Here is a 26,330-nt window from a genome sequence, read left to right on the forward strand (position 1 = left end):
TACCGCCGCAGCCTCATTCAAGAACGCGCCCGCGAACATAACCGGGTACAGAAAGTTCTGGAAGGCGCCAACATCAAGCTTGCTTCTGTTGTGTCCGATATTATGGGACTTTCCAGTCGGGACATGCTCGAGGCCATGGTGAATGGCGAGACAGACCCGGAAACGCTTGCCGGCTTCGCACGCAGAACGATGAAGAAAAAGAAAGAAGAGCTCGAGCTTGCGCTGCGCGGTAACATGAGCTCCCATCAGCGCATGTTGCTGAAAACGATGCTTACCCATGTAGACTTCCTAACGGAACAAATCGCCGAACTCGACATGGAGGTAGCCAAACGGCTCTCCCCTTTTCAGCAAGACCTGGATCGACTGGACAGCATTCCGGGAATCGCCCGGCGAACCGCTGAACAAATCCTTGCCGAAGTCGGGACTGACATCGGTTCGCGCTTCCCAAGTGCTGCGCACTTATGCTCATGGGTCGGTCTTGTTCCAGGTCATAACGAGAGTGCCGGTAAACGGAAGTCCTCCAGAACACGCAAAGGCAACAAATATCTCCGTTCCGCCCTCATTGAGGCCTCCCACTCCATACGGGGATCTGACAACTACCTCGGAGCTCAGTACAGACGAATCGCAGCTCGCAAAGGAAAGCACCGAGCAGCCGTTGCCGTAGCACATTCCATCATGACGATCGCATACCATTTGCTGACCCGACAGGAAGACTACAAAGATTTAGGCGTAGATTACTTCGAAAAACGACACCAGGACTCCATCGTCAAACAGACGGTTCGAAAGCTAGAGAATCTTGGCTTTACTGTAACCCTAGCCGCTCCCGAAGCATCCTAAACGATTCTCTCCATCTTCAAGGTGACGCAGCTTTTTAAAAAATCACTTGAGCTGCGCCTAGTTTCTTATTGTCTTTTTTGGACATACGCTATGAGTTATTTTCAGGGTAGTTCAATCAACTGGCTAGGGACACAATTTATTAAACCCCATCCAATTTCGTTTATGGAGATCTGTGGGGAATGGGATAATGTTCTTGTCACCCGACAGCTAAAAGTAGAGCATCCGACGAATCAAAAAGTGACAAAAAGTTTACCCCTATTTTGACTACAAGGTTGCCCGTTTTATAGCGGACGTAAAAAAAACTCCCAAGCCGTCAAGGCTTGGGGAGGTTGCAAGAAGCGGCTTCAGATCTTGCCTGCTGCCTATTATTCCGGCTGCCAAGTCGCTATAAGCCACTGGACGTCCGCTAGGAGCGTGTCTTTCGCGAGCTGCATCATTTGATCTGCCATCGCCGGATTCGTTAAATGCTTGTGAAAATCTTCAAGATGCTTTAACGCCTTGTCCCGTTCGTCCATGTTCAGAAAGTGGCGCGTTTGCTTGAGAGCATTCGTCAACTGGCTTGCCAATGCGTTCCGGATCTCGCCGGCCTGAACAAACGCGTTCAGCGAACGTTCCAGCGTATCCACCGTTGCCGTTACCGTCATGGCGACATGGTTCGTTTCGACTACGTTGCCGTCCATCACAACGCGCGCCCAGATCTCTGCGGTTCCGGGGCGCCCGGCGACCAGCTTGCCGTCTTCGAAGCCGATAACCGACGGATCGCTGCTGAAGTACTGGGGATTTCGCCTCTCCATATGTTGAATGGTGCTTCCTTTCTCCAGCAGACCGGTAATGGCGATATCCGCCGTTTCGCCGTAGGTTAGCGCCGTTACCGAAACGTCCAGCCGTGCCCCGGTTGGCCGCAGGACAAGCCCGGGAATCGTCAGCTGGAGCAGTTCCGTATCCTCGGTCAAATAGAAACGTCCGAAATCGTCCTGCCCCAGCCAGTTACGCTTGCCAACGCTGCGAATGACTTGCTTCTGCTTCGTCACCGCGTCGATGACAAAAAACTGGTTGGCCTGTACGCCGTATACATTTCCATCCGTACCAACCACAAACTGAGCGTCCCGCCACACCGCGCTTCCGTACGAACGGGAGACGAGCGGCCCCGTATAGACGATCTGTCTCGTCTCCGGATTAAAGATGAACAGGTCGCCCTCAGCCGACCCCCAGATCATGCCGTCCGGACCAACGATCATCTCTGTTATTCCTCTTCTTCCCGGGATCGGTACCATCTCAAATACTTTTTCCTTCTTCTCAATATCCCAGATGAAAAGCTTTGCTTCCTTCTCTGTTGGCTGAATACCCAGGCCACCCCAAATATTCGATCCGGCATAGACAAGCCCGTCTTTATAAGTGACCGCAGTAACGCTTTGCTGATCGATCACATTCCGGTATACCTCTCGTTCGTTCGTTTCCAAGTCGTAAACGACAAGCGCTCCGCCCAGCATGCCGTAATCCGGAACGGTGCCAACCACGTATTTTCCTAAATCCGGTACGATTACACCCGCCGTCGGACGATCTTGTTGATAGTCGGAAACAGAGAACAAGTGCTTCGGATTCGGGTGGACCGGATCCAGTCTGTTCCATGGCTTGGACTGGTCATATTCGTATATTTTGGCGTTGCCGTACGTTGCAAAAAGGATTTTGTCCTTATAGCTGAAGATTCGGTCGGTTTGAGTGCCCGGGACAACGTTATCCTTACCGACTACCTGCTTCGAATATTCTTCCCTCTCCCCGGTCAACGGGTCATAGATTGCGTTGCCGCCCGTTATGTAGCCGCTAGTGTGCATTCTTCCATCGTTACCTTTTGCGACCGTTTGCAAGGTGGAAGCCTCGCCAGAAACGGGAACGCGCAGCTTTCTGGATTTTCCGTTTTGAAGATTGTAATGCAGCATCCAGCCGTCCATCATACCGATCAAGGTATAGCCTGGGTATTCCGGATCGGACAGTTTGGCAAAACCCATCATGTTTAGGGCGTTTTCCAGTTCAACCGGGAGCCACGAGTATTGCTTGCTGCCAAAATCGTAATATCCAAGCTTGGAACCGTCGGAAAAGTACACCCGGTTTCCTTCAGGGGATACGGGAGAAACAAGTCGGGAGGTAATGACCGCATCCGTCTCCTCAAACTGCCCGGTTGACAAATCGTATGCCAGTGATTTCCCCGGTGTAATCCGCATAAAGATCTTTCCTTGCCGAACGTCCATATCCCAGATGAACTGAGCATCCGGATAACGCTCGGGTAGCGGGATCTCGGTCTTCTCCCCGGTATCCCGGTCATATCGAATCAAATGCGCATGAGAGCCGATCCCGATATAGTAATCATTGTGTTCCGGATCATATGCAACTGAATAAGCATAAGCCTCATCGGGCGTTGCGCGGCCGAGATTCGTCAGCTCGTTTGTAAGAATGTTGTACTCAAACAATTCGTTTCGGTTATAAGTGCCGCCTACCAAAATTCCGGGAGGACCGTTCTTCAGACTGAATGTAGCGGACCCCGGAAGCTTCTTTAAGTAATGAACCCGATCTTCGCCAGGTACGTATTTGAACAGCGTTGAAGGTGTGCCCGCCATATAGACGGTCCCGTCCGGTTGAATGGTAAAGCCGCGCAAATATGCACCCTTATGCTCTACCCCATCTACCGTGTCCACGACCGGAACCGAACGTATCACTTGCCCCGTATCCACGTCGAGAATTAGCAGGATGTTCGGATCACCATCCTGGATAACATAAAAGACCGATTTTCCGGAGGAATCCGTGTAAACGCCATCACGGTTAAAGACAAGCTTATGCACAGTCTGGCCTAGATTTACCAGCTCAAAAGGAATCGTTTCAACCTCCTCGACGCTAAAATGCAAGTCATCCAGAACCGCTGTCCCTGTCGATGCATTCGCGGTGTAAATAAGCACTCTGGCATATGCCGCATCCTTATGAGCAACTGCCTCGACGGTGTACTCCGTCCATTCGGATGCAGGCAGTAGGCTAACGTACTTGCTGTCCAGTTGGCCCCCGACAACATTGTCTTCCGGGCTTTTAAACGTTCGGATTCCCAAATAGATGGTTCCGCTCGCGCCGGTTACTTTTGCATGCAGGCGCAAATGATCGCCGCCGTTAATTTCGATCGGATCGCTGTAGGTCACATTCGCTGCAGTCGCCGACTGATCGTTCACGAGCAGACTATTTGTTCCCTCGTAGCTCCGTGCATCGGTTACTTCCGTCGAAATCCCCGCGGACTTCGACCTGAGAGTCCAACCGGGAATCGGCGTCGTTTCCTCCCCAGGCATCTCGAAGCCAGGATTGATTAGAAGATTAGACGGCGCTTTCGCTTGCGCTGAAGCGGACGATACGCCCACGATCAGCATGGAAACGACCATACAAAAAGCCAACATGGATTGCAGTATTTTGTTCAGCACTGTCAACTACTCCCCCATTTCATCGATTGAATGAGCCATGGACGCCAGCCGCAAAAGCTTCTGTGGCGATTGGTGCAATCGTACTCGCCCCATTCATGCGGAATGGCCCGGAATACGCATCTTCCTGATGTTTGCTCTGAACCGTCACCCTCCAACATGCCAATCCCCGTTGTCTCATTTAGCTAGCAACAAATCCGCGATACATAGCTTCTCTGCCGGTACGAAATAACCGCTTTGCCAATTCGTACGCGTCATCCCTCAACAGATCGACTCTTGCGTCTGCGGACGGCTAAGCCAGAACGTTCAGTTACTTGCTTTTTTCTTTGGCGAGCTCCGCTTTCAGCTTCTCATCCAGTTGACGCAGCGCGGTATTGACGTCCATTTTGCCCATCGCGACGTCGACAAAGGTTTGACTCTGCAAATTTTGCAGCGTTACCCCGGGTACATCGGTTAGCCCGGCTTTGCGTTTCTTCGTGTAAGGTATCGGCGGGTATACATTGACCGCGTCCATGTTTTTCGTGCTGTAAACTGGGCTTTCTTTACCCAAAGCGCTCTTGATTACTGGACTGTTCAGCGTAGTCGTAATCCCTTTCCTCGAATCGGCCATCTGCACCTCGTCGGCCAGCATGACCATGATCATCTCGAACGCATCCTCCTTGTGCTTGCTCGTATTCGAGATGGACCAATAAGCCGGACCGCGCTGCGGCATCAGCTTGGGCGCCCCCTCCAAAGTCGGATAAGCGGCCAGATCCCAGTTCAATTCCGGGGGAAGCTTCAAATACACGCTGTGCTGGTTGGTCATCATCGCGACGTTGCCTTTGGCGAAAGCCGATCCGTCCAAGGTGGCGGTAGATTCGATCGTGTTGTTCGGAATTTCATAGAACCGCAGCAAATTATCAAACAGCACTTTCCATTTCTCCGGTTCGGCCAGTTGATCCGCGCTCGGATCGAGAATCGGCAACGAAAACTGGTTATCGCGCAGTGTATTGCCCGGGTGGGAACTGAAACCGCGATATACGGCGCCACCTTCCACACGCGTCAATTTTTTCGCCATATCGTATACTTCATCCCATGTGATACCGGTCTTTTTCGGGTAAGGAACACCGAACTTGTCGAACAGATCCTTGTTGTAATACAGCGCCTGCGGAAAATACGGCGGCACCGGCAAGCCGTATAACGCACCGGTTCGTCCGGCATCGACGATTTCGTCGATAAACACTGAGGTAAACCGGCTCAAATCGTATTTGTACTTCTTGACGAAATCGTTCAAATCGTAGCCTAAGTTCAGATCCAGATAGGCGGTCCGCAGCGTCGGAACGTCGGTGCGAATCAGATCGGGGATGTTGCCCTCAGCCACCAGATTCGGAAGTGTCGCGCCTTTCACGCCCGGGAAGTATTCCACAGTAATATGCGGAAACTTCTGCTTGAGTACTTGCCGGAACCGGTCGTCGAATTCGGTTTCGGCGACGCCGGCCGCATAAATTTTCATTGTATACGGCTCCTTCGGCTTTTCCGCCTCCGCCTCCCGTCGATCTGGCTTCAGTTCTCCGTTTTGTGCGCCTCCGCAGCCCGACATCAGGATTAGAATGAACGAAAACACCGCCAATGACCTGCTTTTTGCTCTAATCGCCACCATGCCTCATTGACTCCTATTCCACATGATTTTCCAATAAGTCGTTCTAACGCCCCAGCCATTTGCTGACCTGCCTTCCATACGGGTTGGCCTAACTCTCCTTTCCGATATCGAGTCATTCGAAAAATAGCGGTCAAATTTGTTAACCCTAAACTGACCCTATAAATAAATTACGTGTTTTTGAAAGCGCAGTCAATTACATTTTGGCTTTCTTCGTGTCTTTAAAAGGTCTCTTCATAGGCAGCTCTTTATAAGGCTCCATAGGTTGAAACACGGGAGCATGATAAATAAATGAAATACGAACTCAGTCCGGTATGATCAGCCGTCGGAAAGCCGAATTCTTAGAGAAACAAAAAAAAGCATGTCGAAATAGACACACTTGTTGTTCTCTGCGGCTTATTTAGTCCGAATTGTCAACTGAACGGCAACTGCCGCCCTCATCCACTCTCCATCGAATCAGGATCGGCGAAGAAAATAATTCATGCTGAGTAAAACAATAGCCTAGCCAAAATCCGAGGAAAGAAGAAAGAGCGGCTGGATTGTTGCAAGCAGACTGACCCGTAACCGACCGCCTTCTCTTCACCGTACATCGTCGGATTGCCGATCCCTATACCGGGAAAACGTCGTGCAAAAATTGCCGGACATGATAAACGGCTTGCTGCTGCGCTTCCGTTGTCACTCCATAACCAAAACCATGTCCGACTCCCTTCAGCACGACAAGTCGAGCGTCACCGCCAGCTTCCTGCACAGTTCGGCAATAGGTTTCGGATGCCTCTAGTGGCGTAACGGTATCACCGTCGCCGTTGATCACGAGCATCGGAATCGTTGTTGGCTGCGGCAAATCGATAGGTGAAGCCGTCAAATACCGATGGTTGGCGTTCGTGTATGGCTCCCCCATCAATTTCGCATAGGATGCCTTTTCCTTCTTCAGATCGGTGACGGGGCAGTATGCCACAACCGCAAGCGGAAGCGTGTCATCAGTTGCCAACTGCGCGCTATGACCGAGCGGGCTGCCTGGAGGGACAAGCGCCAACAGGAGTGCCAAGTGTCCACCGGCCGAGGAACCAAACGTGACGATACGCTCCGGATCAATCTTCCATTGTCTGGCGTTCTGCTTCATGTAGGCCATGCCGAGGCGCGCGTCCTCTAGTTGTGCCGGAAACGTACTATGGCCGCTCAACCGGTAGCTCATCGAAGCACACGTGTAACCTTCGCTGCAAAAAAACGCGGCCAACGAGTGAAACTTCTCCTTGTTACCCGCTGACCACCCTCCCCCGTGGATGAACAGAATACCGCCTTTGGTTTTGTTTTGTTCCGGCACGAACACATCCATATACCGGTGCCCATCGTCTACACCCGCATAAGGGATGTTGGCATATGTCTTCATCGCATTCACTCCTGCCTGTTTCGAAAATGGAACACTCCAACGGCTCGCCTGCTGTTGAGCAGTTGGAGGTGAAGCCAGTTTACCATGTCCTTCCACCCTATACAACGACGAAAACGCTGTCCAGTCGTAATAAAATTCGGACAAAATGCGATTTCGGCCTGATAACTGCCATTCACAACCGCTCAATTTCGGGTCTGTGCCGGAGCAAAGCGCGGCAGACGGCATCCGGGTCCGTGGAAGAAAACAAAAATGCGCCGGCCGTTTGCCAAGTTTACCCGCACCGCTACGCCGCCGTCGCCGGCAACATTATAAAGCTTGCTTCCCGGCTTCTGGCGAATCCCCATGCCGCCCCAGTCTTGCCAGCGATAGGCTGCCTTTTGACAGCTTTCGATTTGTTCGAGCATCACCCGTTCCCTCAGCAAGCCGAATCCGACGGTGAGCGAACGGGCATCCACACGGACACGCAGCATGGTAAAAGGCCACAGGATGGCGAACAAGACCGCCAATATGGCGGAGCCTGCAACCACACTCCCCCTCACGGACAGGGCATCCTCCCTAACAAAGAAGAACGGCAGAACGGCAGCGGCAAACATTACCGTTCCAAGAGCAACGATAAGCATTCGGGCATGCTCGGCATGTGTATGGTTTGCTCAAACATTCGCTCTCCTCCTACGGTTTATCGCTATAACGGGTTATGCTCTTATCCAAGCATGCGTCACGAGCCGGCTTACGGTTTCTCCGGTGAGAACGGCTTCCAGCGAAACGGCTTGCGCTGGCGCCGATACGGTGTACTCGAGGGTCTTTAAGCCGTCGAGCACGATCATCGTATCGATCGCGGTTTCGCCGCTATCCCTGTTCAGCTGCATCGGGACCCCACCCGATCTCCAAAGACTCCCCTCCTTTAAATTGGCATCAGATTGCTTCACGCATGCGGCTGATCTCAAGGGCGAAATCCCGGAAGAGACGCGCCGCCGGAGACAAGTAGCGCTTCTTCTTCCATTCGATGCCCACCTCGCAGACGCAACCTGGCGTGGAGATCTTGATCCAGTGCATCCCTTCAAGCATCAGCACCCGCGATTTGGGCAGCAGCGACACCCCTAACCCAGCCGCGACAAAGCCGGCCACCGTCGCCAAATCCTCCGCCGAATACTTCACTTGCGGCAAGAAATGGTGCGTGCGGCTGATGGCATCGACCGTACCTCTCAGGCCGCAATCCCGGTGAATGCCGATGAACGGTTCGTCGGCCAACTCCTTGAGGCCGATCGCCTCCTTCGCGACCAACCAATGGGACGTGGGCACGACCGCGTATAGATCAGTGGCGAATAATGTTTCCCAGACGATGTCGCCCGCGTCGCTTCTCGGCGACGTAATGTTCAAATCGCATTGGCCTTCTTCAAGAAGCTGCTGCGTTTGTGTACACGTGCCTTGGTAAAGCTCGAAGCGGATATTCGGGAACTTCTCCTGGAATCGGTGAACAAGCTCGGGTATAAAGTGCGTCCCCAGAATGTTGCCGAATGCGAGCGACACCACGCCTGATTCCGGATCGGTCAATTCCGCGATTTCTTCCTTCCCCCGGCGAATTTCCTGAAGGGCGTTCGACACTCGCGCGGCGAAGGTCCGCCCGTAACGATTCAACTGCACGTTCCGGCCGCTACGTTCGAACAGCTGCACGCCCAGTTCTTCCTCTAGCTTGGCAAGCGAATGGCTCAGTGCCGGCTGCGTGATCGACAGTGCCTCCGCAGCCCGCGTTACGTGCTGCATCCGGGCCACGGTCAGAAAATATTCGAGCTGGTTCCACTCCACTCTTATCTCCTCCTTGGATTTAACATGCACGAAAATAATGATTTATATGAAAATAATAAATTAGACGACATGTGATGTCAAATTTTACAATAGAGTTACCGAACCGAACTATTGGCGGAAAAAGATCAGGAAGGTTGGATGTGGATGGAGCGCGCAGCTACCGGAACCGCCCGCGGCCGCAGGTGGTTCATGGTATTCGTTTGTTTAGGCGTGTTTGTGGTGTATTTGGATTCGACGATCGTTAACGTGGCTTTGCCGGAAATGCAAAAGAAGCTGGAGGTTGGCATGAACAGCCTGCAGTGGGTCATCGATGGGTACACGCTCACGTTCGCCTGCTTGCTACTCATGGCCGGAACCGTCGGAGACATTCTCGGACATAAGCGGCTGTTCGCGATCGGCATGTTCGGATTTACAGCCTTCTCGGCTTGCTGCGGGCTGGCGGGATCGATCGGGGAGCTGGTCGCGTTCCGCTTCTTGCAAGGCACCTTCGGGGCACTTATGATCCCCGCTTCCCTTGCTATCATTCGCAACCTTTATGAAGAACCGGTCGCGCGAGCGAAGGCGATCGGCATTTGGGCAGGGCAGGGTGGGTTGGCTCTGGCGGCGGGGCCGCTGATCGGAGGCTGGCTGACGGAGACGTCGGGCTGGCAAAGCATCTTCTGGATCAACGTGCCAATTGGTATCATCGTCTTTGCGATCCTATTCGCGTTCAAGAGGGAGACAGCCCGTAACCGGAACAGAAGCTTGGACCTCCCGGGGCAGCTGCTGTTTATTATGGCGATCGGCGCGCTGACGTACGCTTTGATCGAAGGGCAGTCGCTCGGTTGGCATTCCGCGAGCATCTTGGGCTGCTTCGGTGCTTCCGTCCTTCTGCTCGCCGCCTTCTTGCTACGGGAAGCGCGCGCCCAGGAGCCGCTGCTTCCCCTCAGCTTGTTTAGAAACTCCGTGTTCAACGTCGCTTGCTTCGTCAACTTCTTCGGCTTTTCCGGTCTGTTCGCCGTCGTCTTTCTGATGACCCTTTACTTCCAGAACGTGAACGGATGGTCTCCGACCGAAGCGGGCTTCCGCTTTCTGTCCCTGAACGTAAGCATCATGATCGCTTCCTACGCGGGAAGTTCGCTCAGTAGCCGCGTTCCGCCGGTCGTTCTTATTCCGGCTGGCATGCTAGCGATGGGAGGCAGTCTTTTGGCCCTAACCGCCGTCGAGCCCGGCAGCGCATACACGCACTACGCCTGGGCGCTGTCCGGTATTGGGATCGGCATCTCGTTCGCCGGCGCTTCCGCAACCGTCGCGCTGATGTCGTCCGTTCCCTTGCAGATGGCCGGCACTGCTTCTGGCGTCGCCAATACGTTTCGACAGCTCAGCGCCGTGCTTGGCGTCGCTCTCTCTGGGACACTCGTCTCCGCCCACCTTCCCGACGCTTCGTCCGAGGCGTTCCAATCGCTGAGGAGCGGCGATGCCGCGGCCGGGTTCGCCGATGGAATGCACGAAGCATTCCTCGTCTCTGCGCTGGGCTGCTTCTTCGTCGCAGCGGTGGCGGCAGGTATCCTGCTGGCGGCTGCACGCAGGAAAGCGAAGGAACATATTGCAGCCTGATTTGGATAGTTTAGTACAGTAGAAAACATATACCACCTAAGAAGGCAGGATAAGGGTACACCACCCGATCCTGCCTTCCTTAGATACGTGGACGGGGTCCATAAAATAAAAAATTCGCGATCTACGCGGATTCCTAAGCATACAAGTTCTTGTCCCTCGACATGATAAGTTGCATATCTATTATGCAAAAAAAGCCCGTTTTTGGCTTTTTTGCAATTTTGTATTTTGGACAAGAACATAATTCTTAAAAGACAAGAAACATCAACCATCCTACCTTTTGCCTCCCCCATACGATCCGGACATCAATCCTAACCATATAGCGGAACAAAACAAAACGTCGGCAGCCATGGAGATCTTGGCTGCCGACGTTTGTTGAACTGATGTTGCCCCCGATCGAGACGAAGCCACCTGAAAGGTCACTGCAAATCGTTGAGCAGCCGTTTCAAATAAGCCAGATCGACTTGCGCGAACCATTCGCGATCGCCTTGACGAGGCGCTTCGATACAGATCGGCCCCTCGTATCCGGCTTGCTTCAGCAGCTTCAAATATTGACGGTGGTTAATTTCTCCGTCGGCCAGTCCGATCGCGCTGCGACTGCCGTCGCCCAGTCCGATCGAATTTTTCAGATGAACATAGTAAAGACGATCGCCAAGCAGGTCGATGCTCTCTTTCAAGTCCGGCACCTTTTTGAAATACACGGCATTGCCGAAATCCAGATTGGCGCCGACTGCCGGCTTATCGATCATATCGATCAACTTTTTCGTTGGCGCAGGCAAATCGTGAATATAGTTCATATGGGTTTCGAAGGCGAAGCGGAAGCCAAGCTCGGCAGCCAAGTCGCCCAGAACCTTAAAGCCTTCCGCCGCATACTGCCATTGTTCGTCGGTCGCAGCCGCCGAACCGTGCTTATCGTATTCGCGGCCGCCGAACGATTTGTCGACTAAAAATCCGGCCATCGTGTTGTTGACCGTCAGCTTGAACCGCTCGGAGGCCAGGCGATAGAAATGGACGGTTTGGGAGATTTCCTTTTCTCTCGCCTGCGCGTCGGAAACTGTCAAGTTAGGTCCCGGCGAGCCGAAAATAACATGTTTTAAGCCGGAACTGGACACCGCAGCGGCGATCTGATCCAAATAAGCTTCTGGTTCTTCATTGATACCATTGCGCACTCTGCGGAATTCGATGCCGTCGAATCCCCACTCCACCGATTTTTGGCACACTTCGTCAATCGTTTGACCTTGCTCGCAATAGTTCACATGCATAATGATCGGTAACGTCATTGATTTCTATTTCCTTTCTGCAAATGATGTACGTATGCTATGTATTCTTTACTTGGATTCGTAAATAGGCGAGCCGCCCGGAAATCGGTCACGAGGGACGTTTCCAATCTGGTAATTCCAGTCTCCACCCAGTATAGTGCCCTACTGCCGTTATGACAAGTATATACGTAACATCGCATAGTAATTATAGCAACTTGCAGTCCAAGGGTTTTATATATTGTTGCACAATATATTTTCGATAAATTTTCGAGCGAATAAAAACAAGTTCCCCCTGCTGTTCGGCGATATAAACATATGCTATTTCTCGTTTAGGTATTTGTTCTCGGGGAAATTGCAGCATCCTTGCCCGGTTTTCCGATTAGAGTGTAATCCCCCGCCGCAGCCGCGATCGCCGATGCAAGCCCGGACCGGTATTCCTCCAGAAGATCCAGGCACGATTGGCCGAATCGCCCCGCCTTTTTTTAATTGAATTGAACCAGCATCCGTTCCCTCTCTCCTTCGCTTTCTATTTAGGTCGAGGCTCCGCTTTGCCGCAGCAGAGCGAGCCTCGCATAAGCCGCGGCGCCTTCGCCCAGCCGGACGCGGTTGACCAGCTCCAGCTCCTCGCTCCCCGCGGCCTCCCGGTAAGCCGGCAGCCGCGGCCGACATACACAACGCCGTCGTCCCGTTCCACGGTCACCTGCCCGGCGAACAGCCCGCGGCGCGGCCGGACTGCCGCAGCCACCACAAAACTATTACAGGAATCTATGATTCTGGGGATGCTGTTTTGTTCAGCTCTCGCCGCTTGTTTACATAATATTAGTTATGTGAACAAATTATAGCGATTCGGCAATGTATATATGTTCTTGTCCCTCGACATGATGACAAGAACATAACAACATAAATGACAAGAACTTAACAACATTGCCCACAAAAAAACCACCTCCAAGATTTTGGGGAAGGCTTCAAGCCCCCCCAAATACGCGGCACAACAGGAATGTTTAGCTGAGCGTCTCCACTTTATTTCGGCAAAAGGGTCAAGTTCTTGTCGTCCGACATCCATGTCCGGATACTCGTCGCGGTGCTCGCTAAGATAGGCGATCTCTTCTTTTGACAGTCCCGATTTGATCCGTCGTTGTTGGAATGGCAGATACGTTCTGCCTTTGATGTCCATAGCCTCGATAACTTCCTCAGTCGTCAACGGCTTGGAATTCGCTTCGCCTTTTTCGTTAAACAGCTGCACGAGTTTTGCATCCAGCGCCTCCGCCGCTTCCTGCTTAAAGCCTGTTTTGAAAGTAAAGTATAGGGACTGAGTTGAGATCGAATATGCGATCTGCTGTATCACCGAATCGTAAATATTGCCGCGGATGGGCGGGATGGATACGCCCTTCGTGATCATGCTTGTCTGGCGTTCCTAGAGACTCGGACCCTCGACGAACTGTAGATAAGCAAAACGTACGATTAGTGAAGAGAACAGGAGAAATGTAAGCATGAAAAAGACATTTAACCTAATACTGAAATGGCGACGGTTTCGAACTTTTTCTTTCGTACTTCGGTTTTATCATTAATTTCCATACCGTTCCCTCATTTCGTCACTCGATACCCACCCTTTAATTGTGATATACTCAGTCGAATTCCTTTTTAGAGAGGCTCAATCTTTATCCCTGCACAATAAGAATAAGCAACCTTACGGGAATGGCGGGTATCCGAACTCAATACCAAGTTATTTTTCAAAATTTACGCTTCCGAATCCATGAGACCGATGAATTCCCGGATCGGCTGTCGTCTATATAAACGAAGGCATAAATGAACACAAACTAATTTGACGAAGAGGTGTTTTGAAAATGGCATTAACGTCCGCATTCACGAGCTTCAACCTGCCTGTAAAAAACGTAGAACAATCGAAAGCGTTCTTCACCGGACTCGGATTTGAGCTCAACCCGCAATTCCCCGAGAACGAGAATTCGGTAGCCATCGTGATCGGCGACAACCTGCAGGTCATGCTGATCAACCAAGCATTCTTTAATACGCTCACGGAGAAGGAATCCGTCGATACGAGCAAGTATGCGCAGATGACGATCGCATTGGCCTTCGAAAGCCGGGAAAAGGTCGATGAAATCGTGAATACCGCGGTCTCCTTGGGCGGGAAATTGCACGCTGAACCTGAAGATCATGGGTTCATGTATCATTGGGGCTTCGTGGACTTGGACGGCCATCTGTGGGCCATTAACTACATGAACATGGATGCGGCATAAGGTTAAGGCTAACGGAGAGCACGCTCGTAATAGGATTCAAAAAGAAAGACGCCGGACATCTTCCCCGGCGTCTTCTTCGCGATGATTAGTTTTGTTCGGTATAGGCTTTGAAATTGTCCATGATCGCTTGCCAGCCTGCTTGCTGGAGCTCGACGGGATTGGAGCTTTCCGCGTCGAACGTTTCAATGACCTTCGTCTCATTCCCTTGATCGACGAAAGCAATATCCACTCTTCTTCCGTCTTCCATGGAGTAGCCGATCGCCTCATGCCGATTCACGACATCGTAGACGCCGCCAAAATCAAAGCCCATGCTGCCATCCTTCGCTTCCATCCGTGTCAGAAACTTGCCGCCGACCCGCAGATCGTTTTCGGCTCTCGGCGCATGCCAGTCCTCGGACGCTTGATTCCACTTCGTGATGTGATCCGGCTCGGTCCAATAGCGCCATACCTTCTCGACAGGGGCTTGAATGACGGCTTGCACGGTTACTTTCGTCGATTGACTCGTTTCCAATTTAAATAGACACCTCTCTCATGATATTCGTCGTTTGGTTATTCTCAATGATATAGACGTAAGCCAATGACGAAATTCATTGGTCAATTCGCTCAGGCAGCCCAAATCGCGAAAATAATGGCGTATGAATGAAGTTTTGAACGTGCAGGATTTGATTTTCTTTGGTTTCGATGACGTGGATGCCCCAGGGTACCAGGCCAGAGCCCTCTTTGCCCGGCATATACTGGGCCAACGCCGGATAACCGCCATTCACCGTAATGGGCACAAATCGCGAACCTTCGCAATGCCAGCGAGTAAGCGAATAGAAGGCGGACAAATCTTCCTTGCCGCGGATCCACATCTCGAAGGGCGGCATCGACATGCAGCCTTCCTCGTGGAACAACGCGACGAGCGCAGCAATATCGAATTGCTCGAAGGCCTCCACATACCGGGACAGCAGCTGCTGCTCCGGTTGAACGTCCATGCTGCTGAGCTCATCCGAGCGAAGCTGCGCCCGGTCCATCGTCTCTCGGGCTCTTTGCAAGGCGCTGTTCACCGCTGCCGGCGACATCGCCATCGTTTCCGCGATCTGCTTGGAGGACCATTCAAATACATCCTTCAAAATGAGTACCGCGCGCTGCCGCGGAGGCAAGGTCTGCAGGAGAGCGATGAAGCACAGTTGAAGGGTATCTCTGCGGACGAGCCGATCCTCCGGATTGCCCCCAAAGTCGGGAGACGGCCAGATCCAGGCAGAGTCCGGCAGCGTGTCGCGCGGCTCGACGATGGCGACGGCCGGATCGAACAGGTCAACGGGAAGCGCGCGGCGTTTGGATTGTCTCAGCTTGTCCAAGCACAGGTTGGAGGCAATCCGATAGACCCAAGTTTTGAACGAGGATTCCTGTCTGAACGTGCTCCAGCTCTGCCAGACCCGAATACTCGTCTCCTGAACGGCATCGTCCGCATCGTCCATGGAGCCTAGCATTCGGTAACAGAACGAGGTTAAGCCCGGCTTCAAGCTTGCAAATAATGGTTCGTCAAATGCGGTCTCGTTCATCGCGGCCTCCCTTAACGATCTCCCCGAAGGGCAGTACCTTCATTATATGCAATGAAGCGGACAGCCTCAATAGAATAAATAGGCAGGATTATGGGTTCATTTATCATGGGCCTTCGAGGACTTGGACGGCCATATGTGGGCGATCAACTTCATGAACAATACTGCGTCGGAAGGCCAGGGATAACGAAGAGCATCAACATTTGAATATAGTTTTTTCGCAACTACGTTTTCAGGTTTATATGCAAGTTCAACGATCCTGGCTTTTCTTGTCACCCGACAATAATTGTCGTGTGACAAGAAAAACGTATTTCATAGCATAAACAAACTGTAAGCCTTCCCGCGTTTTTGAAGCGCGGGAAGGCTTATCATTTAATTAGCTAAGCTGTTTTAAATCCTTTTCAGCTCATAGGCCGATCCCTGTAATAGGTAGTAACCTTATTAGCTCCATCTGGCGATCAAATCGTTTGCATCCCCGGTAAACACTTGTTGGGCCAAACTGGATATATGATCTTGTTGCGATAGGTTATTCATTCGTTTCAAGAAATCCCCCATATGTTTCTCCGCTTGCTTTAAATGGCCTTTATCGAACTGATGCCTAACTTGCTCCAAGCTATTGCGCAGCTGCGGGACTAGCGGACCCGAGACGTCGCCTGTTGCCGCATACCTATCCAGCAGCTGCAGCATCCCTTCCACGCTTGCGTAGATGCGGAGCGTATATGAAAGCTCGACCCTGTTCCCCGCCATGTCGGTTGCTGATACACGAATCAAGTGGTCTCCAGGACGTCCGGCGAAATCCAGCGGCATCCCCTCCGCATAGACGCTGCCGTTTACGATCAGAACCCGTGAGGCGACCCCCGAGTGGGCATCGCTCGCGTATACGTTAAGCGTGACGGTTTGAGCGTCGGAGAAACTGGCCGTGTCCGTTAGAAGGCTATTGTTTGCCCGAAGCTCAATAGTCGGCGCCAGCGCATCTACGCGTACCGTCAGGCTTTTTGCCAACTCCGAATGACCCGCCGTGCTAACCGAGCGGTACTTAAGCGTATGTTCGCCGCTCGTCGTTATCGTGATCGGCTTCTCATACCGCAACCAGCTCCCGCCGCCATCCAGACTGTATTCCGTTTGCCGGACCATCGATACGTCGCTGTACACTTGCATCGTTACGGTAGCTTTACCCGCATACCATCCATTACCCACCAGACCGCTCACGTAGGCGCGGGTTACCGGTACAGGAATCGTGTTAATCTGGACCGCATCGATATTCACCCAAGTGCCGGTCGCCCCGGATGTTTTGGTCCCTTTGGGCGCAATGCGTACGACATGCAGCCCCGGCTGCAGTGACCCGGAATCGTAGGTCGTATACTTGTAGCGGACCGCCGACGGGCTATACTGGTCGATCGTCGTTTGCAGGACACCGTCGAGATACACGTCGGCCAGTCCGCGCGCCGTACCGACCAGACTCCACAGCTGCGCGCCGGTTCCATAGAAGGCGATATCGGCATACGTACCGGGGTCCGCCGCTTGCCTCGATGTGCCGCCATGCTGGGACGCATGGGTGATGGTCATCCAGCTGCCAGCGTAACGGATCAGCGGACTCGAATCGTCCAGCAAGCCCAGCGGCGCCACCGTGTCGACGACGGCAAGCGGGGCAGAGCCTTGGGATAATTGCCCGGCGCCGTTGATCGCATACAGTCTGTACCAGCCAGAGGGCAAGCCGGTCGTATCGATTGCGCCGTACACGCCGGCCTGAACCGTCACCGTTCTGCCCGACACTTGGCCGGCCGCCTGCACGGCGGCAGCCGTCTCCTCGGTCCGGTCCGGCACCAGATACAGCTGAGCTTGCTGCGGACTGGTTCCCTTAACAGGCGATCCGGCGGCCACCGGACCCGCCGTCACATCCGACAATTTGTAGTCGGACGTTACCTCCACCGCGTCGATATTGATAAACGTCCCGGTTGACGACGGTTGTCTTTTACCGGTCACCGCAATCCGAATCTCATGGACGCCGGATTCGAGGACCCCGGTGTCGAAGATGACATGCTGGTACTTGACGCTTGTGCTGTACGTATCGATAATTTGACGGAATACGCCGTCCACGTACACCTCCGCCTGCCCGCGCGAACCGCCGACAAGACTGAGCACTTTGGCCCGGCTGCCATAGAACTGAATCGTAACCGCTGCGCCCGCGGTTCCCGTTTGCCGGGATTTGCCTCCGTACAACTGGGCGTTCTCGATCGCCGACCATGTCCCGGTGTAGGAAAGACGCGCATGATCGTCGTCAAATCGGCCGGCGATCGCCTCCAGCACGTGAACAGGCTTGCCGGGCGACACTTGCCCCCACCGGTCCACCGCGTACAGCGTATACCGCCCTTCCTTCATGCCGGAGGTGACGAGTGTCGCCGGAACGTCCTGCTGCGCTGTCGTCTTCACCCCGTACACCACGCCATTCTCGGTGCGGACTGCCGCCTCCAGCCCGGCCGGACTAGCCGGCGTTGCGGCAGGCACGAGATAGGCCGCGGCGTATACCGAACTGACGACGGTGACCGGCTCTCCGAGCTGCACCCCGAATGCAGGCGTCCCGCTCAGCACGGGCGGAAGCCGCCGATGGAACGAAATCGGCACGGTTTGCGTCTGACCTGCAGTCACATAGACGGCGTCCGTCACAACCGGCTGATGCCGCGCGTCGGTCGCCGTGAAGCGCTGCCAGCCTTCCGGTATGCCGGTCAGGCTGTAGCCTCCGGAGGCATCGGTTTCCGCCGTCAACGCCTGATTGCCCGTCACGTTGACGGATGCTCCCTGCACCGGCAATCCATCCGTGTCCAGCACCGTACCGTGCACCGAGCCGCTTCGCTCCGGCTCCGGCGCACCGGCAGGCGGCCAAACGGCGCGTTCGACATTGGCAATGGCAAACGTCGGGGCCGCCGTCCACGTTCGTTTCGGGAAATAAGTTTGCTCCGCGCTGCCGTCGGGCAAAATCGCGAAGCCCGGATCTTCGTCGTCGAATACGATCAGCGTTTGGCCGTTGTGCTGCCGTACCTCGGCGATCGGGAATCCTTGCCGGCTGCCGTCCGCATGCGTCACCAGCGCATAACGGCCCGCGGCCGACTGCGGCACGGGCGTGCCGGTCAAGATGCCGTCGTATGCGTCGCCCCTGGCCATGCTGAGCGTGCCTGCGACCGTGCCATTCACGCTGCCGGCTCCGGTTAGCTTGCGGCTTCCCTTTTGCAGCAGCGTGCCTCCGCTCAGCTTCATTTCACTCACCTCGCCGTTCACGATCCGGACAAGTCCCAGTTCGCCGTACAACGCGATGTCGTCCACAAGCAGCGGCTGCCCGTGCTTGGCATAATCCGGGTTGCTGAGCAGCAGGTCGGTCGTATCGCCGTAAGCGACCTTAACCGCCACCGCGCCGATAGGCGCCTGCTGCGGCTGTAAACGGTCAATCGCCTCCACCTTCGGCGCGCCGGAAGCGGCGTACGGCTCCAGCAGCGTCACAAACGTGCTTTTCACATTCGTGCCGTCGCGCCTGAGCACCAGCTTGGGCATCGAATATCGAACCGCTTCGTCGTTGTTGTCCTTGGACCGTCCCTCCAGCCGCGCCGCTCGAAGCGACGGCGAACGCCCCAAATACAGCTCATTGGACGCTCCTGCTTCAAGCAAGCCGGTAATGCGCATTCGCGAAGCGGCCGCGCCGTTGTTCTGCGTCATCAGCGTCAGTTGGTAACGGTCTCCCGCTAGCTGCGCCTGCTGCACATCGCGCACGTAAATATAGCCGGGGTAGTGGCCTTCCGCGCTGCCGCTGTCGGTATTGTCCACCGGCTGGACGACATTCGTTCCGGGCGGCAGCAAATACGGACCGTAATCGTCAAGCGTCATCTCCGTCTCGAAATACGCATCCCGGTTCGCATCGCCCTGGAGCGTGTACTCATGCCGGCTTCCGCCGGATACGCGGAACAAGTCCAGCACATAGCCTTGCTGACCGTTGCCGCCTGCAAAAGGCACAAACCACGGCTCGCGCCGATATTCGTCCGTCGCCGGATATGCGCTCTCGTACGACGCGCGCATCGCCTTGAAGCCGCCCTCCTGCGGCACGAACGCCTCCACATTGCCGCCGTGCAGCGCCGCCCCGCTCGTCACCGCATTTTGGCTGTTAACGACTACCGTATTATGCGACATCGTCGAAAGCGTGAAATACCGGTAAAACGTACTGAACGTATAGCCCAGATCGGGCAGCAGCTCCTGCCGCTCCGCGAACAGACCGAGATGCAGCGGATCGCGGTGCACGTGGGTCGGATACTTGGCCTGATAGTTCAAGTACACCTGGGTCTGATCCGCACCCGTACCGCCTGTCAGCCTGCCAATCCCCGCCGCCGGCCACAGTTTGGATACGAGCGGATCGGGGCTGCTCGCTTTTTCGTAGGCCCACGTATCCTGCAGCGGATAAAAATTGCCGTTCGGGTACAGCAGTTGTCGCTCATGGCGCATCGCCCGCCCGATCACCGGGTAATCCTGCTCCAGATCGAGATTGACGAGCCGTTTGCCCGAACGGGGCGACACATAGCCGACCGGATCGGTCCAGCCGTTCAGCTTGTCAATCACTTGCTGAATCCCGTTAATCAGCTCCTTGTGGTAGGATAGCGTCACTTCCTGCCAGAAGCCGTCGGACAAAAACAGCCGGCCCATCATTTCTTCCATCTGGGCGACGACCATATGTACATAATCCGGCTCGTTCAGCGCCTTGGCCGCCCCCACCAGTCCGTTCCAGTAACCGTAAGCCAGATTGGACAGCCAAACCGGATGGCTCAGCACGTTGTCGATCGAAGCGCCGAACAGCTTGTCGCGCAGCAGCGCCTCCACATCTTCGCCCGCTTCCGCGCTCAACACCTCGAACGCATTCGTCTTCCGAACGTTCGTATACGCTTGAAACAACGGTCCGAGATTATCCAGATCGAAGCCGAACCAGCGGTACCACATGCCGCCCCAGTACGAATACGGCGGACCGGACAGCTTGTTTTGCGATTCGTAGTTCCACGGCTGGTCGATGGTCGGATTATAGCCCTCGTACGCCTGCGCGATACCGTACAACAGCCGTGCGGCGCCCAGTGGATCGCTCTGGGAGACGGTCCTCGTTTGAGCGAGCACCCGCTGCTTCTGCAAATACCACAAGTGGGCGGTGATGAAATATCGTTTGCCAGAACTGTCCTCGTAATAAGGAATCCGCACCGTTTCGCCTTTAGCGTTGGCGGTGACGTACTCTTGGTCCTCCGGATAAGCCGGATTCGGGTATACCGTCCCCGTTCGGGCGGCGGTCATGCTTTTTCCGTCCTGTGAAAGCGTATACAAACTTTGCGGAAACAGTTCCGGCATTTCCGGCAGGCCGACATATATAAAGCCCGGCTGCGGCGGGATCAGCTCCAGCAGCTCCTGCACCTTGGCAGAGGGCGGCGCAGGCGGGACCGTCACCGGCTGTACTCCGCTCGTCATGCTCGGCGCAAGCTCCAAGCCCGCGGCCACCATATGCTCGCGATCGATCATCAGCGTAGCGGACAGCGCCTCCGCCGCTCCTGCGGGCAGCACAGTCAGCCGCAGCTGGTACATGCCGTCCTTGAGCGGCCCCGGATGCGTGAAGCTTAAGATCTGCCTTCCCCCCGAAGCGGACAATGCGGTCGGCGTCAGCTCCTGCCAGCCGACGTCAGGCTCTTTCCATTGCAAGCGAATATCCCCGCTGCCCGTCAATGCTGCATGAGGCCATGCAAAGGACAATTCCTTCTCGCCAAATCCCGTATAGACAAGCTCCGTCTGCTGGGGCGTCCAGCTCTCCACCGCTGCGGCAGACCCGCCCGAGGGCGTCAGCGCGGCAGGCAGCGCGCCGAAGAACAGTCCGCCCAGCCTCCCCTGATCGACGACCATGCCGTTCAGCCGGCCGCCGTCGCCATATCGGTCCCAATGATCCGAATGGCGAATCGGCACCCACGAGGTAAGCGGACGCGTCAGCGAACGGTGAACATGAATGACGTTCAGCCGCCATTCGTCTCCCGTCGTTACGCCCGCCGGAGCAATCGCCGTGAGCGGGATCGCCGCCTCGACTGTCGTTGTGCCGCCGGAAGTGCCGAGCTGGTACTGCACACCGTCAAGCAGCCTCAACCCTGGATTGGCGCTATAGCTGTCACGCTGCAAATTCCAGGCGGTCGTCGTAATCGACGTATCGTTCGGGTCTACCGTGAGCCGGGCCACGTAATGATCGCTCCCGCCAAGCTGCGGACTGATGACCACCTCAATGTCCGCCAGCGTCTCCGCTTCTTCCTCGTCCATCACACCAGCGATATACACATACTGACTGTCATAGGCGACCTTGTATTTGATCGAGGATTCAGGCTCGTATTCGAAATAGGCTGTGCGGAAATGGTCCAGTACAGCGGCCTCTCCCCACTGTGCTTCGTCCAGCGCGCCGTCGATCGCCGGCGCCGCGCTCCATAGCGGGGCAACCGCCCGCTTGTCGACGTAATGGGCAACCGTTCCTGCAGTCCCGGCCGCATGTACGCTGGCTTTGTTGGTTGGAACCAGTTCAAAGTGGATCATCGTCACCGCCATACAGCCGGCCAGTCCTGCCTGAATCAGCTTTTGGATTCGTTTTCCCACGAAATATCCCCTTTCGGTTTCGCCTGCACGGCAATACCACCGTCCGCTTCCTTCCGGAAAAATCCTGCTACTGAATGATACGCTTTTACCGTTGCCTTGTTCAGTAGCGCAGCACGATGCCCAGCGTCCGCTCCGGCTCCTCCCGGCACAGCCGGTACGCATCGGCAATCTGGTTGAACGCGAATCGGTGCCGTACAAGTGGTTTGATTGAAATTCGTTTATCGGCCAGCAAGCGGACAAACTCGCCCACATTGCGGCCCTCGGTCCATCGCACGTACCCGCCGGGATAGTCGTACCCGCCCCGCTCGTACCGTTCGTCGTATCGTCCCGGCCCTCCCGCCCGGCTGATGCGAATTTCCGCTTCCTTGTGAAACAGCGCGTTGCGCGTAAACACCGTGTCCGGCACGCCGACAATGACTACGCTGCCCCGGTCGCGCAGCCAGCCGATCGCCTGGTCCAGCAAGCCGTCTCCTTTGCCGCCGCCGCACAGCAGCACGCTATCCGCCCCCTTCAGGCCGGCAGCGCCCAGCCTTTCCAACGCAGCTCCGACCTGCTCCGTGCCCGAGCATACCGTGACGCCGGGACAAGCCGCCCGCAGCTGCTCGCAGCGCTCCGGCAACAAATCGCAGCCGATCACCTCGTAAGCGGCGGCATGGGCAATTTGCGCGGTAATTTGACCGAGTATGCCGAGCCCGACGATGACGACAGTTTCGCCGAATTGCAATCTCGCTTGACGCAGCGCGTGAATCGCAATCGCGCCCAGTCCGGCAAACGCCGCATCCTCGGAATCGACATGGTCCGGGACCGGAACGGCCAGCACCTTCGGCACGAGCCGGTAGTCCGCATGAGCGCCTTCGCCGTAGCAGGCGACGCGCTGGCCGACGTCCAGATGCTCCACGCTCGCTCCTTTGGCGACTATGTGCGCCACCGAATTGTACCCGAGCCGCGTGCCGCTCGATCGATTGTTCAACACCATCGTCTCCGTGCCGTTGCTGATCGCGGAATATTCGGTTTTCACCAGCACCTCGTGTTCGCCGGGAACGGGTTTTTCCTGCTGTTCGATCCGAATATAACCCTCGCGGGCAATGGTTACGTGTATCATATCCACAGTTGTTCTCTCCCTCTACCTATGCCGGTCCGCTCCGTTTCCTTGCTTTACTTGCCTCGTTCCTTCTCGATTTCCTGCTTGAGCAGCTCATCCGCTTCGCGCAGCGCCGAATTGACGTCCAGCTGTCCTTGCGCCGCCTTGACGAACGATTGCCAAATAATCGTTTCCTGCCGGCTGCCGGAGACATTCACTTTGCCGGGCGCGCGTTTCGGCGTCGGATCGGTCGGTTCGTACAATGTTAGCGCTTTCATATTTTTCGTGCTGTACACCGGATGCCCTTTCCCCAGCGCATCGCGAACGTCCTTGTTCGTGAGCGTTGTCAAAATCCCATTGCGCGAATCCTGCATCTGCACCTCGTCGGACAACATTTCCGCGATGACCTGGAACGCCTCGTCCTTATGCTTGCTTTGCTGCGTTATCGACCAGTAGGCCGGCGAACGCTGTCCCATCCGCTTCGGCGCGCCGTCGATCGTCGGCACCGACACGATGTCCCAGTTCACTTCGGGAGGAATGACCATATAAATGCTGTGCTGGCCCAAATACATCGCCGCTTCGCCTTTGGTGAACAGCGCATTTTCGAGCGCAAACGTATTTTGCACGCCGTTGTTCGGAATATCGTGGAAACGCTTGAAATTGTCGAAAATCGTTTTCCACTTTGTCTGGTCGGCCAGACCGTCTTTTTGCGGGTCCAAAATCGGCAGCGAAAGCGGATTGTCGCGCAGCTGCGCGATTAGATTCGTGCTGAAGCCGCGGATCACCTTGCCGCCCTCGACCCGGGTCAGCTTCACCGCGAGATCGTACACTTCGTTCCAGCTCATGCCGTCCTTCGGATAAGCGACGCCGAACTTGTCGAACAGATCCTTGTTGTAATACAGAACGGACGGAAAATACGGCGGCACCGGCAAGCCGTACAGCGCGCCCGATTGCCCGGCGTCCACGTTGTCCTGGATAAACGACGGGACGAACCGATTCAGGTCGTACTTGTATTTGCCGACCATCTCGCGCAGGTCGTAGCCGAGCTGCAAGTCCAGATAACCGGTCTTCATCGTCGGCGTATCCGTGCGGATAATGTCGGGAATTTCGCCCCGCGCCACCTTCTCTGTAATCGAATTGCCCTGATCGCTCGTCTGGTAGTCGAACGTAATATGCGGAAATTTTTTCTCTAGTGCGCCGCGAAAACGGCTGTCGAACTCCTCTTTCTTCACGCCCGCCGCATAAATCGTCATCGTGAACGGATCCGGCTTCTTCACCGCCTCGCCGCTTGCTTCCGCTCCCTTTTCGCCGATTTCCGGCTTTTCCGCGCCTCCGCAGGCAGGCAATACCGCCAGCAGCGCCGCCAGCGACACAGCGACCGCCGCTTGCTTATTCCAATTGAACATTGGGACTCCCCCTGTCATGTGTTCCGTGCAGCTCCGCTTCGCGGACAAGAACACCGATCCGGTCGCCCAGTTCCTCCTCCGAAATCATATTGGCCCAAAACGCCTTCATCAGACCCGCCAGCTTGCCGATTGACGTAGGCAGCACCGGTAAATGGCGATGCGTCCGGCAAGAAAACATCATCTCCCTGTACAACCCGTACCGATCCGGCGGATTCGCCGTCTGGCGGCCCCATCCGGGCTGACCTGTGCGCTGCATCGCCGGTATGCTGAGCGTATGCTCCCGAATAAGCGCCTGCGCCCGTTCCCCCGCCATATAATCGATCAATAGCCGGGCCTCCTCCGGATGCGCGGTCGTCCGCGCCACACCGGCCCCGGTCGAAATGTACAGCGTTCTCGGCTCCGTTACGAACGGAACCGGCGAGATGTCGTATTCCAGCCCGGCATCCTTCCATTCGTTCATCGCCATGTAGCTGGCCAGCACCATCGACAGTCGGCCTTCGAGAAACATCTGTTCGATATCTCCGTTCGATTCCGCCATGTACATCGGAAATACCTTCCGGTTGCATACGATGCGCTTGCACAGCTTCGCTCCTTCCATCAAACGCGCTGCCTTGGCTTCGGCACCCGCTCCGCTCTCTCCCAGGCTTTGCAGCAGGAAAATCGGCCAGCGGTTCACATCCGGCAAATGGAAGCAGAAGCCGTAACGCTCCCCTTCGGTCAGCTGCTCCGCGCAAGCGGTAAGATCGTCCCAGGTCCAGGAGCCGTTCGGTTCGGTCAGCCCCTTTTCGCGAAAATGCCGCTTGTTGTAGCAGAGAACCACAGGCGCGAAAATAAGCGGCCGCAGCCGGCAGACGCCTCGGAACATATAATCCTCGTTCAGAAGCGGAAAAACGCCGGGGTGCGCATCCAGCGGTTCGACAAGCGATTCCTTGCCGAGCTCGCACAGCTGCCGGAACTGCAAACTGTTCATCGTATAAACGTCGGGCGGATTCTCCGTCCCCGCCTCCGCACGGCCGGGCTCCTCGCCGGACGCGTACGGTTTGACTTTGACCTCGATCCAGGGGTACAACCGGCCGAAATCCTCCAGCAGCCGGACCAGCCCCAGGTTGCGCATCGTCGTCTCATTCAGCCCGAGCGTCAGGGCGAGCCGCTGCCGCTTGCGCATCACCCGATTGCCGACATTGGGAATTTTCTCGATCCAGCCTTCCTCGGCGAGCGTCGCGAGTCCTTTGCGCACAGACAAGTTGCTGAGTCCAAAGCGCAACGCAAGCGCCTTCTCTGAAGGCAGGTCCGCACCGGGCTCGTATTGTCCTTGCTCTATCTCGGTTTTCAGCGTTTGAACCATATGCTCAAGTAGTTGGCGAAACTGTTCGTTCGTCGGTCTTCCTCTCATCGGGCGGCTCTCTCCTTGCGATTGTCCAATCGTCGTTATGTCCTACTTATTCGG

At 55.3% G+C, this 26,330-nt stretch carries 18 protein-coding genes; 3 read left to right on the forward strand and 15 right to left on the reverse strand.

Annotation, left to right across the window (positions count from 1 at the left end; all coding sequences use genetic code 11):
• Nucleotides 1-837, forward strand: an 837-nt coding sequence (locus FE783_RS35945; protein ID WP_138884230.1) for an IS110 family RNA-guided transposase, incomplete at its 5' end; no start/stop codon positions are given.
• Nucleotides 838-1,202: 365 nt separating this feature from the next.
• On the opposite strand, the gene FE783_RS35950 is transcribed toward FE783_RS35945, so the two are convergent.
• From FE783_RS35950 to FE783_RS35970, 6 genes are all read right to left on the reverse strand, one after another.
• Nucleotides 1,203-4,289 (reverse strand): FIMAH domain-containing protein, encoded by a 3,087-nt coding sequence (locus tag FE783_RS35950; protein ID WP_138884231.1) that lies wholly within the window; start codon nt 4,287-4,289, stop codon nt 1,203-1,205.
• Nucleotides 4,290-4,596: 307 nt separating this feature from the next.
• Complete coding sequence (locus FE783_RS35955; RefSeq protein ID WP_138884232.1) at nt 4,597-5,925, reverse strand: ABC transporter substrate-binding protein; 1,329 nt, start codon at nt 5,923-5,925, stop codon at nt 4,597-4,599.
• A 604-nt stretch (nt 5,926-6,529) separates the two neighbouring features.
• Nucleotides 6,530-7,309 (reverse strand): alpha/beta hydrolase, encoded by a 780-nt coding sequence (locus FE783_RS35960; RefSeq protein WP_158302227.1) that lies wholly within the window; start codon nt 7,307-7,309, stop codon nt 6,530-6,532.
• A gap of 182 nt (nt 7,310-7,491) precedes the next feature.
• Nucleotides 7,492-7,848, reverse strand: a complete 357-nt coding sequence (locus FE783_RS35965) for a hypothetical protein (RefSeq protein WP_138884234.1) — start codon at nt 7,846-7,848, stop codon at nt 7,492-7,494.
• 153 nt (nt 7,849-8,001) lie between these two features.
• Nucleotides 8,002-8,175 (reverse strand): hypothetical protein, encoded by a 174-nt coding sequence (locus FE783_RS37800; protein WP_158302228.1) that lies wholly within the window; start codon nt 8,173-8,175, stop codon nt 8,002-8,004.
• 46 nt (nt 8,176-8,221) lie between these two features.
• The gene (locus FE783_RS35970) at nt 8,222-9,112 is read right to left on the reverse strand and encodes a LysR family transcriptional regulator (RefSeq protein WP_138884235.1); all 891 of its coding nucleotides are present in this window, start codon (nt 9,110-9,112) and stop codon (nt 8,222-8,224) included.
• A gap of 138 nt (nt 9,113-9,250) precedes the next feature.
• On the opposite strand from FE783_RS35970, the gene FE783_RS35975 reads away from it, so the two are divergent.
• Nucleotides 9,251-10,708 (forward strand): MFS transporter, encoded by a 1,458-nt coding sequence (locus FE783_RS35975; protein WP_138884236.1) that lies wholly within the window; start codon nt 9,251-9,253, stop codon nt 10,706-10,708.
• A gap of 416 nt (nt 10,709-11,124) precedes the next feature.
• Here FE783_RS35975 and FE783_RS35980 read toward each other — a convergent pair whose 3' ends face one another.
• The 3 genes from FE783_RS35980 to FE783_RS35990 all read right to left on the reverse strand — a co-directional run bounded on the left by FE783_RS35980 (nt 11,125) and on the right by FE783_RS35990 (nt 13,363).
• Nucleotides 11,125-11,985, reverse strand: a complete 861-nt coding sequence (locus FE783_RS35980; protein WP_138884237.1) for a sugar phosphate isomerase/epimerase family protein — start codon at nt 11,983-11,985, stop codon at nt 11,125-11,127.
• A 505-nt stretch (nt 11,986-12,490) separates the two neighbouring features.
• Nucleotides 12,491-12,709: a hypothetical protein gene (locus tag FE783_RS35985; protein WP_138884238.1), complete on the reverse strand. Its 219-nt coding sequence runs from the start codon at nt 12,707-12,709 to the stop codon at nt 12,491-12,493.
• 78 nt (nt 12,710-12,787) lie between these two features.
• On the reverse strand, nt 12,788-13,363 hold the full coding sequence (locus FE783_RS35990; protein WP_138884239.1) for a hypothetical protein: 576 nt from the start codon (nt 13,361-13,363) through the stop codon (nt 12,788-12,790).
• Between the two features lie 445 nt (nt 13,364-13,808).
• Between FE783_RS35990 and FE783_RS35995 the strand changes: the two genes are divergently transcribed.
• On the forward strand, nt 13,809-14,219 hold the full coding sequence (locus FE783_RS35995) for a VOC family protein (RefSeq protein WP_138884240.1): 411 nt from the start codon (nt 13,809-13,811) through the stop codon (nt 14,217-14,219).
• 85 nt (nt 14,220-14,304) lie between these two features.
• On the opposite strand, the gene FE783_RS36000 is transcribed toward FE783_RS35995, so the two are convergent.
• The 6 genes from FE783_RS36000 to FE783_RS36025 form a co-directional block, all read right to left on the reverse strand.
• Entirely contained in the window at nt 14,305-14,730 is a 426-nt protein-coding gene (locus FE783_RS36000; protein ID WP_138884241.1) for an SRPBCC family protein, read from the reverse strand.
• A 76-nt stretch (nt 14,731-14,806) separates the two neighbouring features.
• Nucleotides 14,807-15,763, reverse strand: a complete 957-nt coding sequence (locus FE783_RS36005; protein ID WP_138884242.1) for a sigma-70 family RNA polymerase sigma factor — start codon at nt 15,761-15,763, stop codon at nt 14,807-14,809.
• A gap of 438 nt (nt 15,764-16,201) precedes the next feature.
• Nucleotides 16,202-22,396 (reverse strand): FIMAH domain-containing protein, encoded by a 6,195-nt coding sequence (locus tag FE783_RS36010; protein ID WP_158302229.1) that lies wholly within the window; start codon nt 22,394-22,396, stop codon nt 16,202-16,204.
• 100 nt (nt 22,397-22,496) lie between these two features.
• Nucleotides 22,497-23,498 (reverse strand): zinc-dependent alcohol dehydrogenase, encoded by a 1,002-nt coding sequence (locus FE783_RS36015; RefSeq protein ID WP_138884246.1) that lies wholly within the window; start codon nt 23,496-23,498, stop codon nt 22,497-22,499.
• A 53-nt stretch (nt 23,499-23,551) separates the two neighbouring features.
• Nucleotides 23,552-24,883 (reverse strand): ABC transporter substrate-binding protein, encoded by a 1,332-nt coding sequence (locus FE783_RS36020; RefSeq protein ID WP_158302230.1) that lies wholly within the window; start codon nt 24,881-24,883, stop codon nt 23,552-23,554.
• Nucleotides 24,867-26,276: an extracellular solute-binding protein gene (locus FE783_RS36025; RefSeq protein WP_138884245.1), complete on the reverse strand. Its 1,410-nt coding sequence runs from the start codon at nt 26,274-26,276 to the stop codon at nt 24,867-24,869. Before FE783_RS36025 ends, FE783_RS36020 begins: the two co-directional genes overlap by 17 nt.
• Nucleotides 26,277-26,330: the final 54 nt, after the last annotated feature.

Origin of the sequence: Paenibacillus mesophilus (genome assembly GCF_005938385.1) — a bacterium.
In the GTDB taxonomy this organism is placed as follows: domain Bacteria; phylum Bacillota; class Bacilli; order Paenibacillales; family NBRC-103111; genus Paenibacillus_AB; species Paenibacillus_AB mesophilus.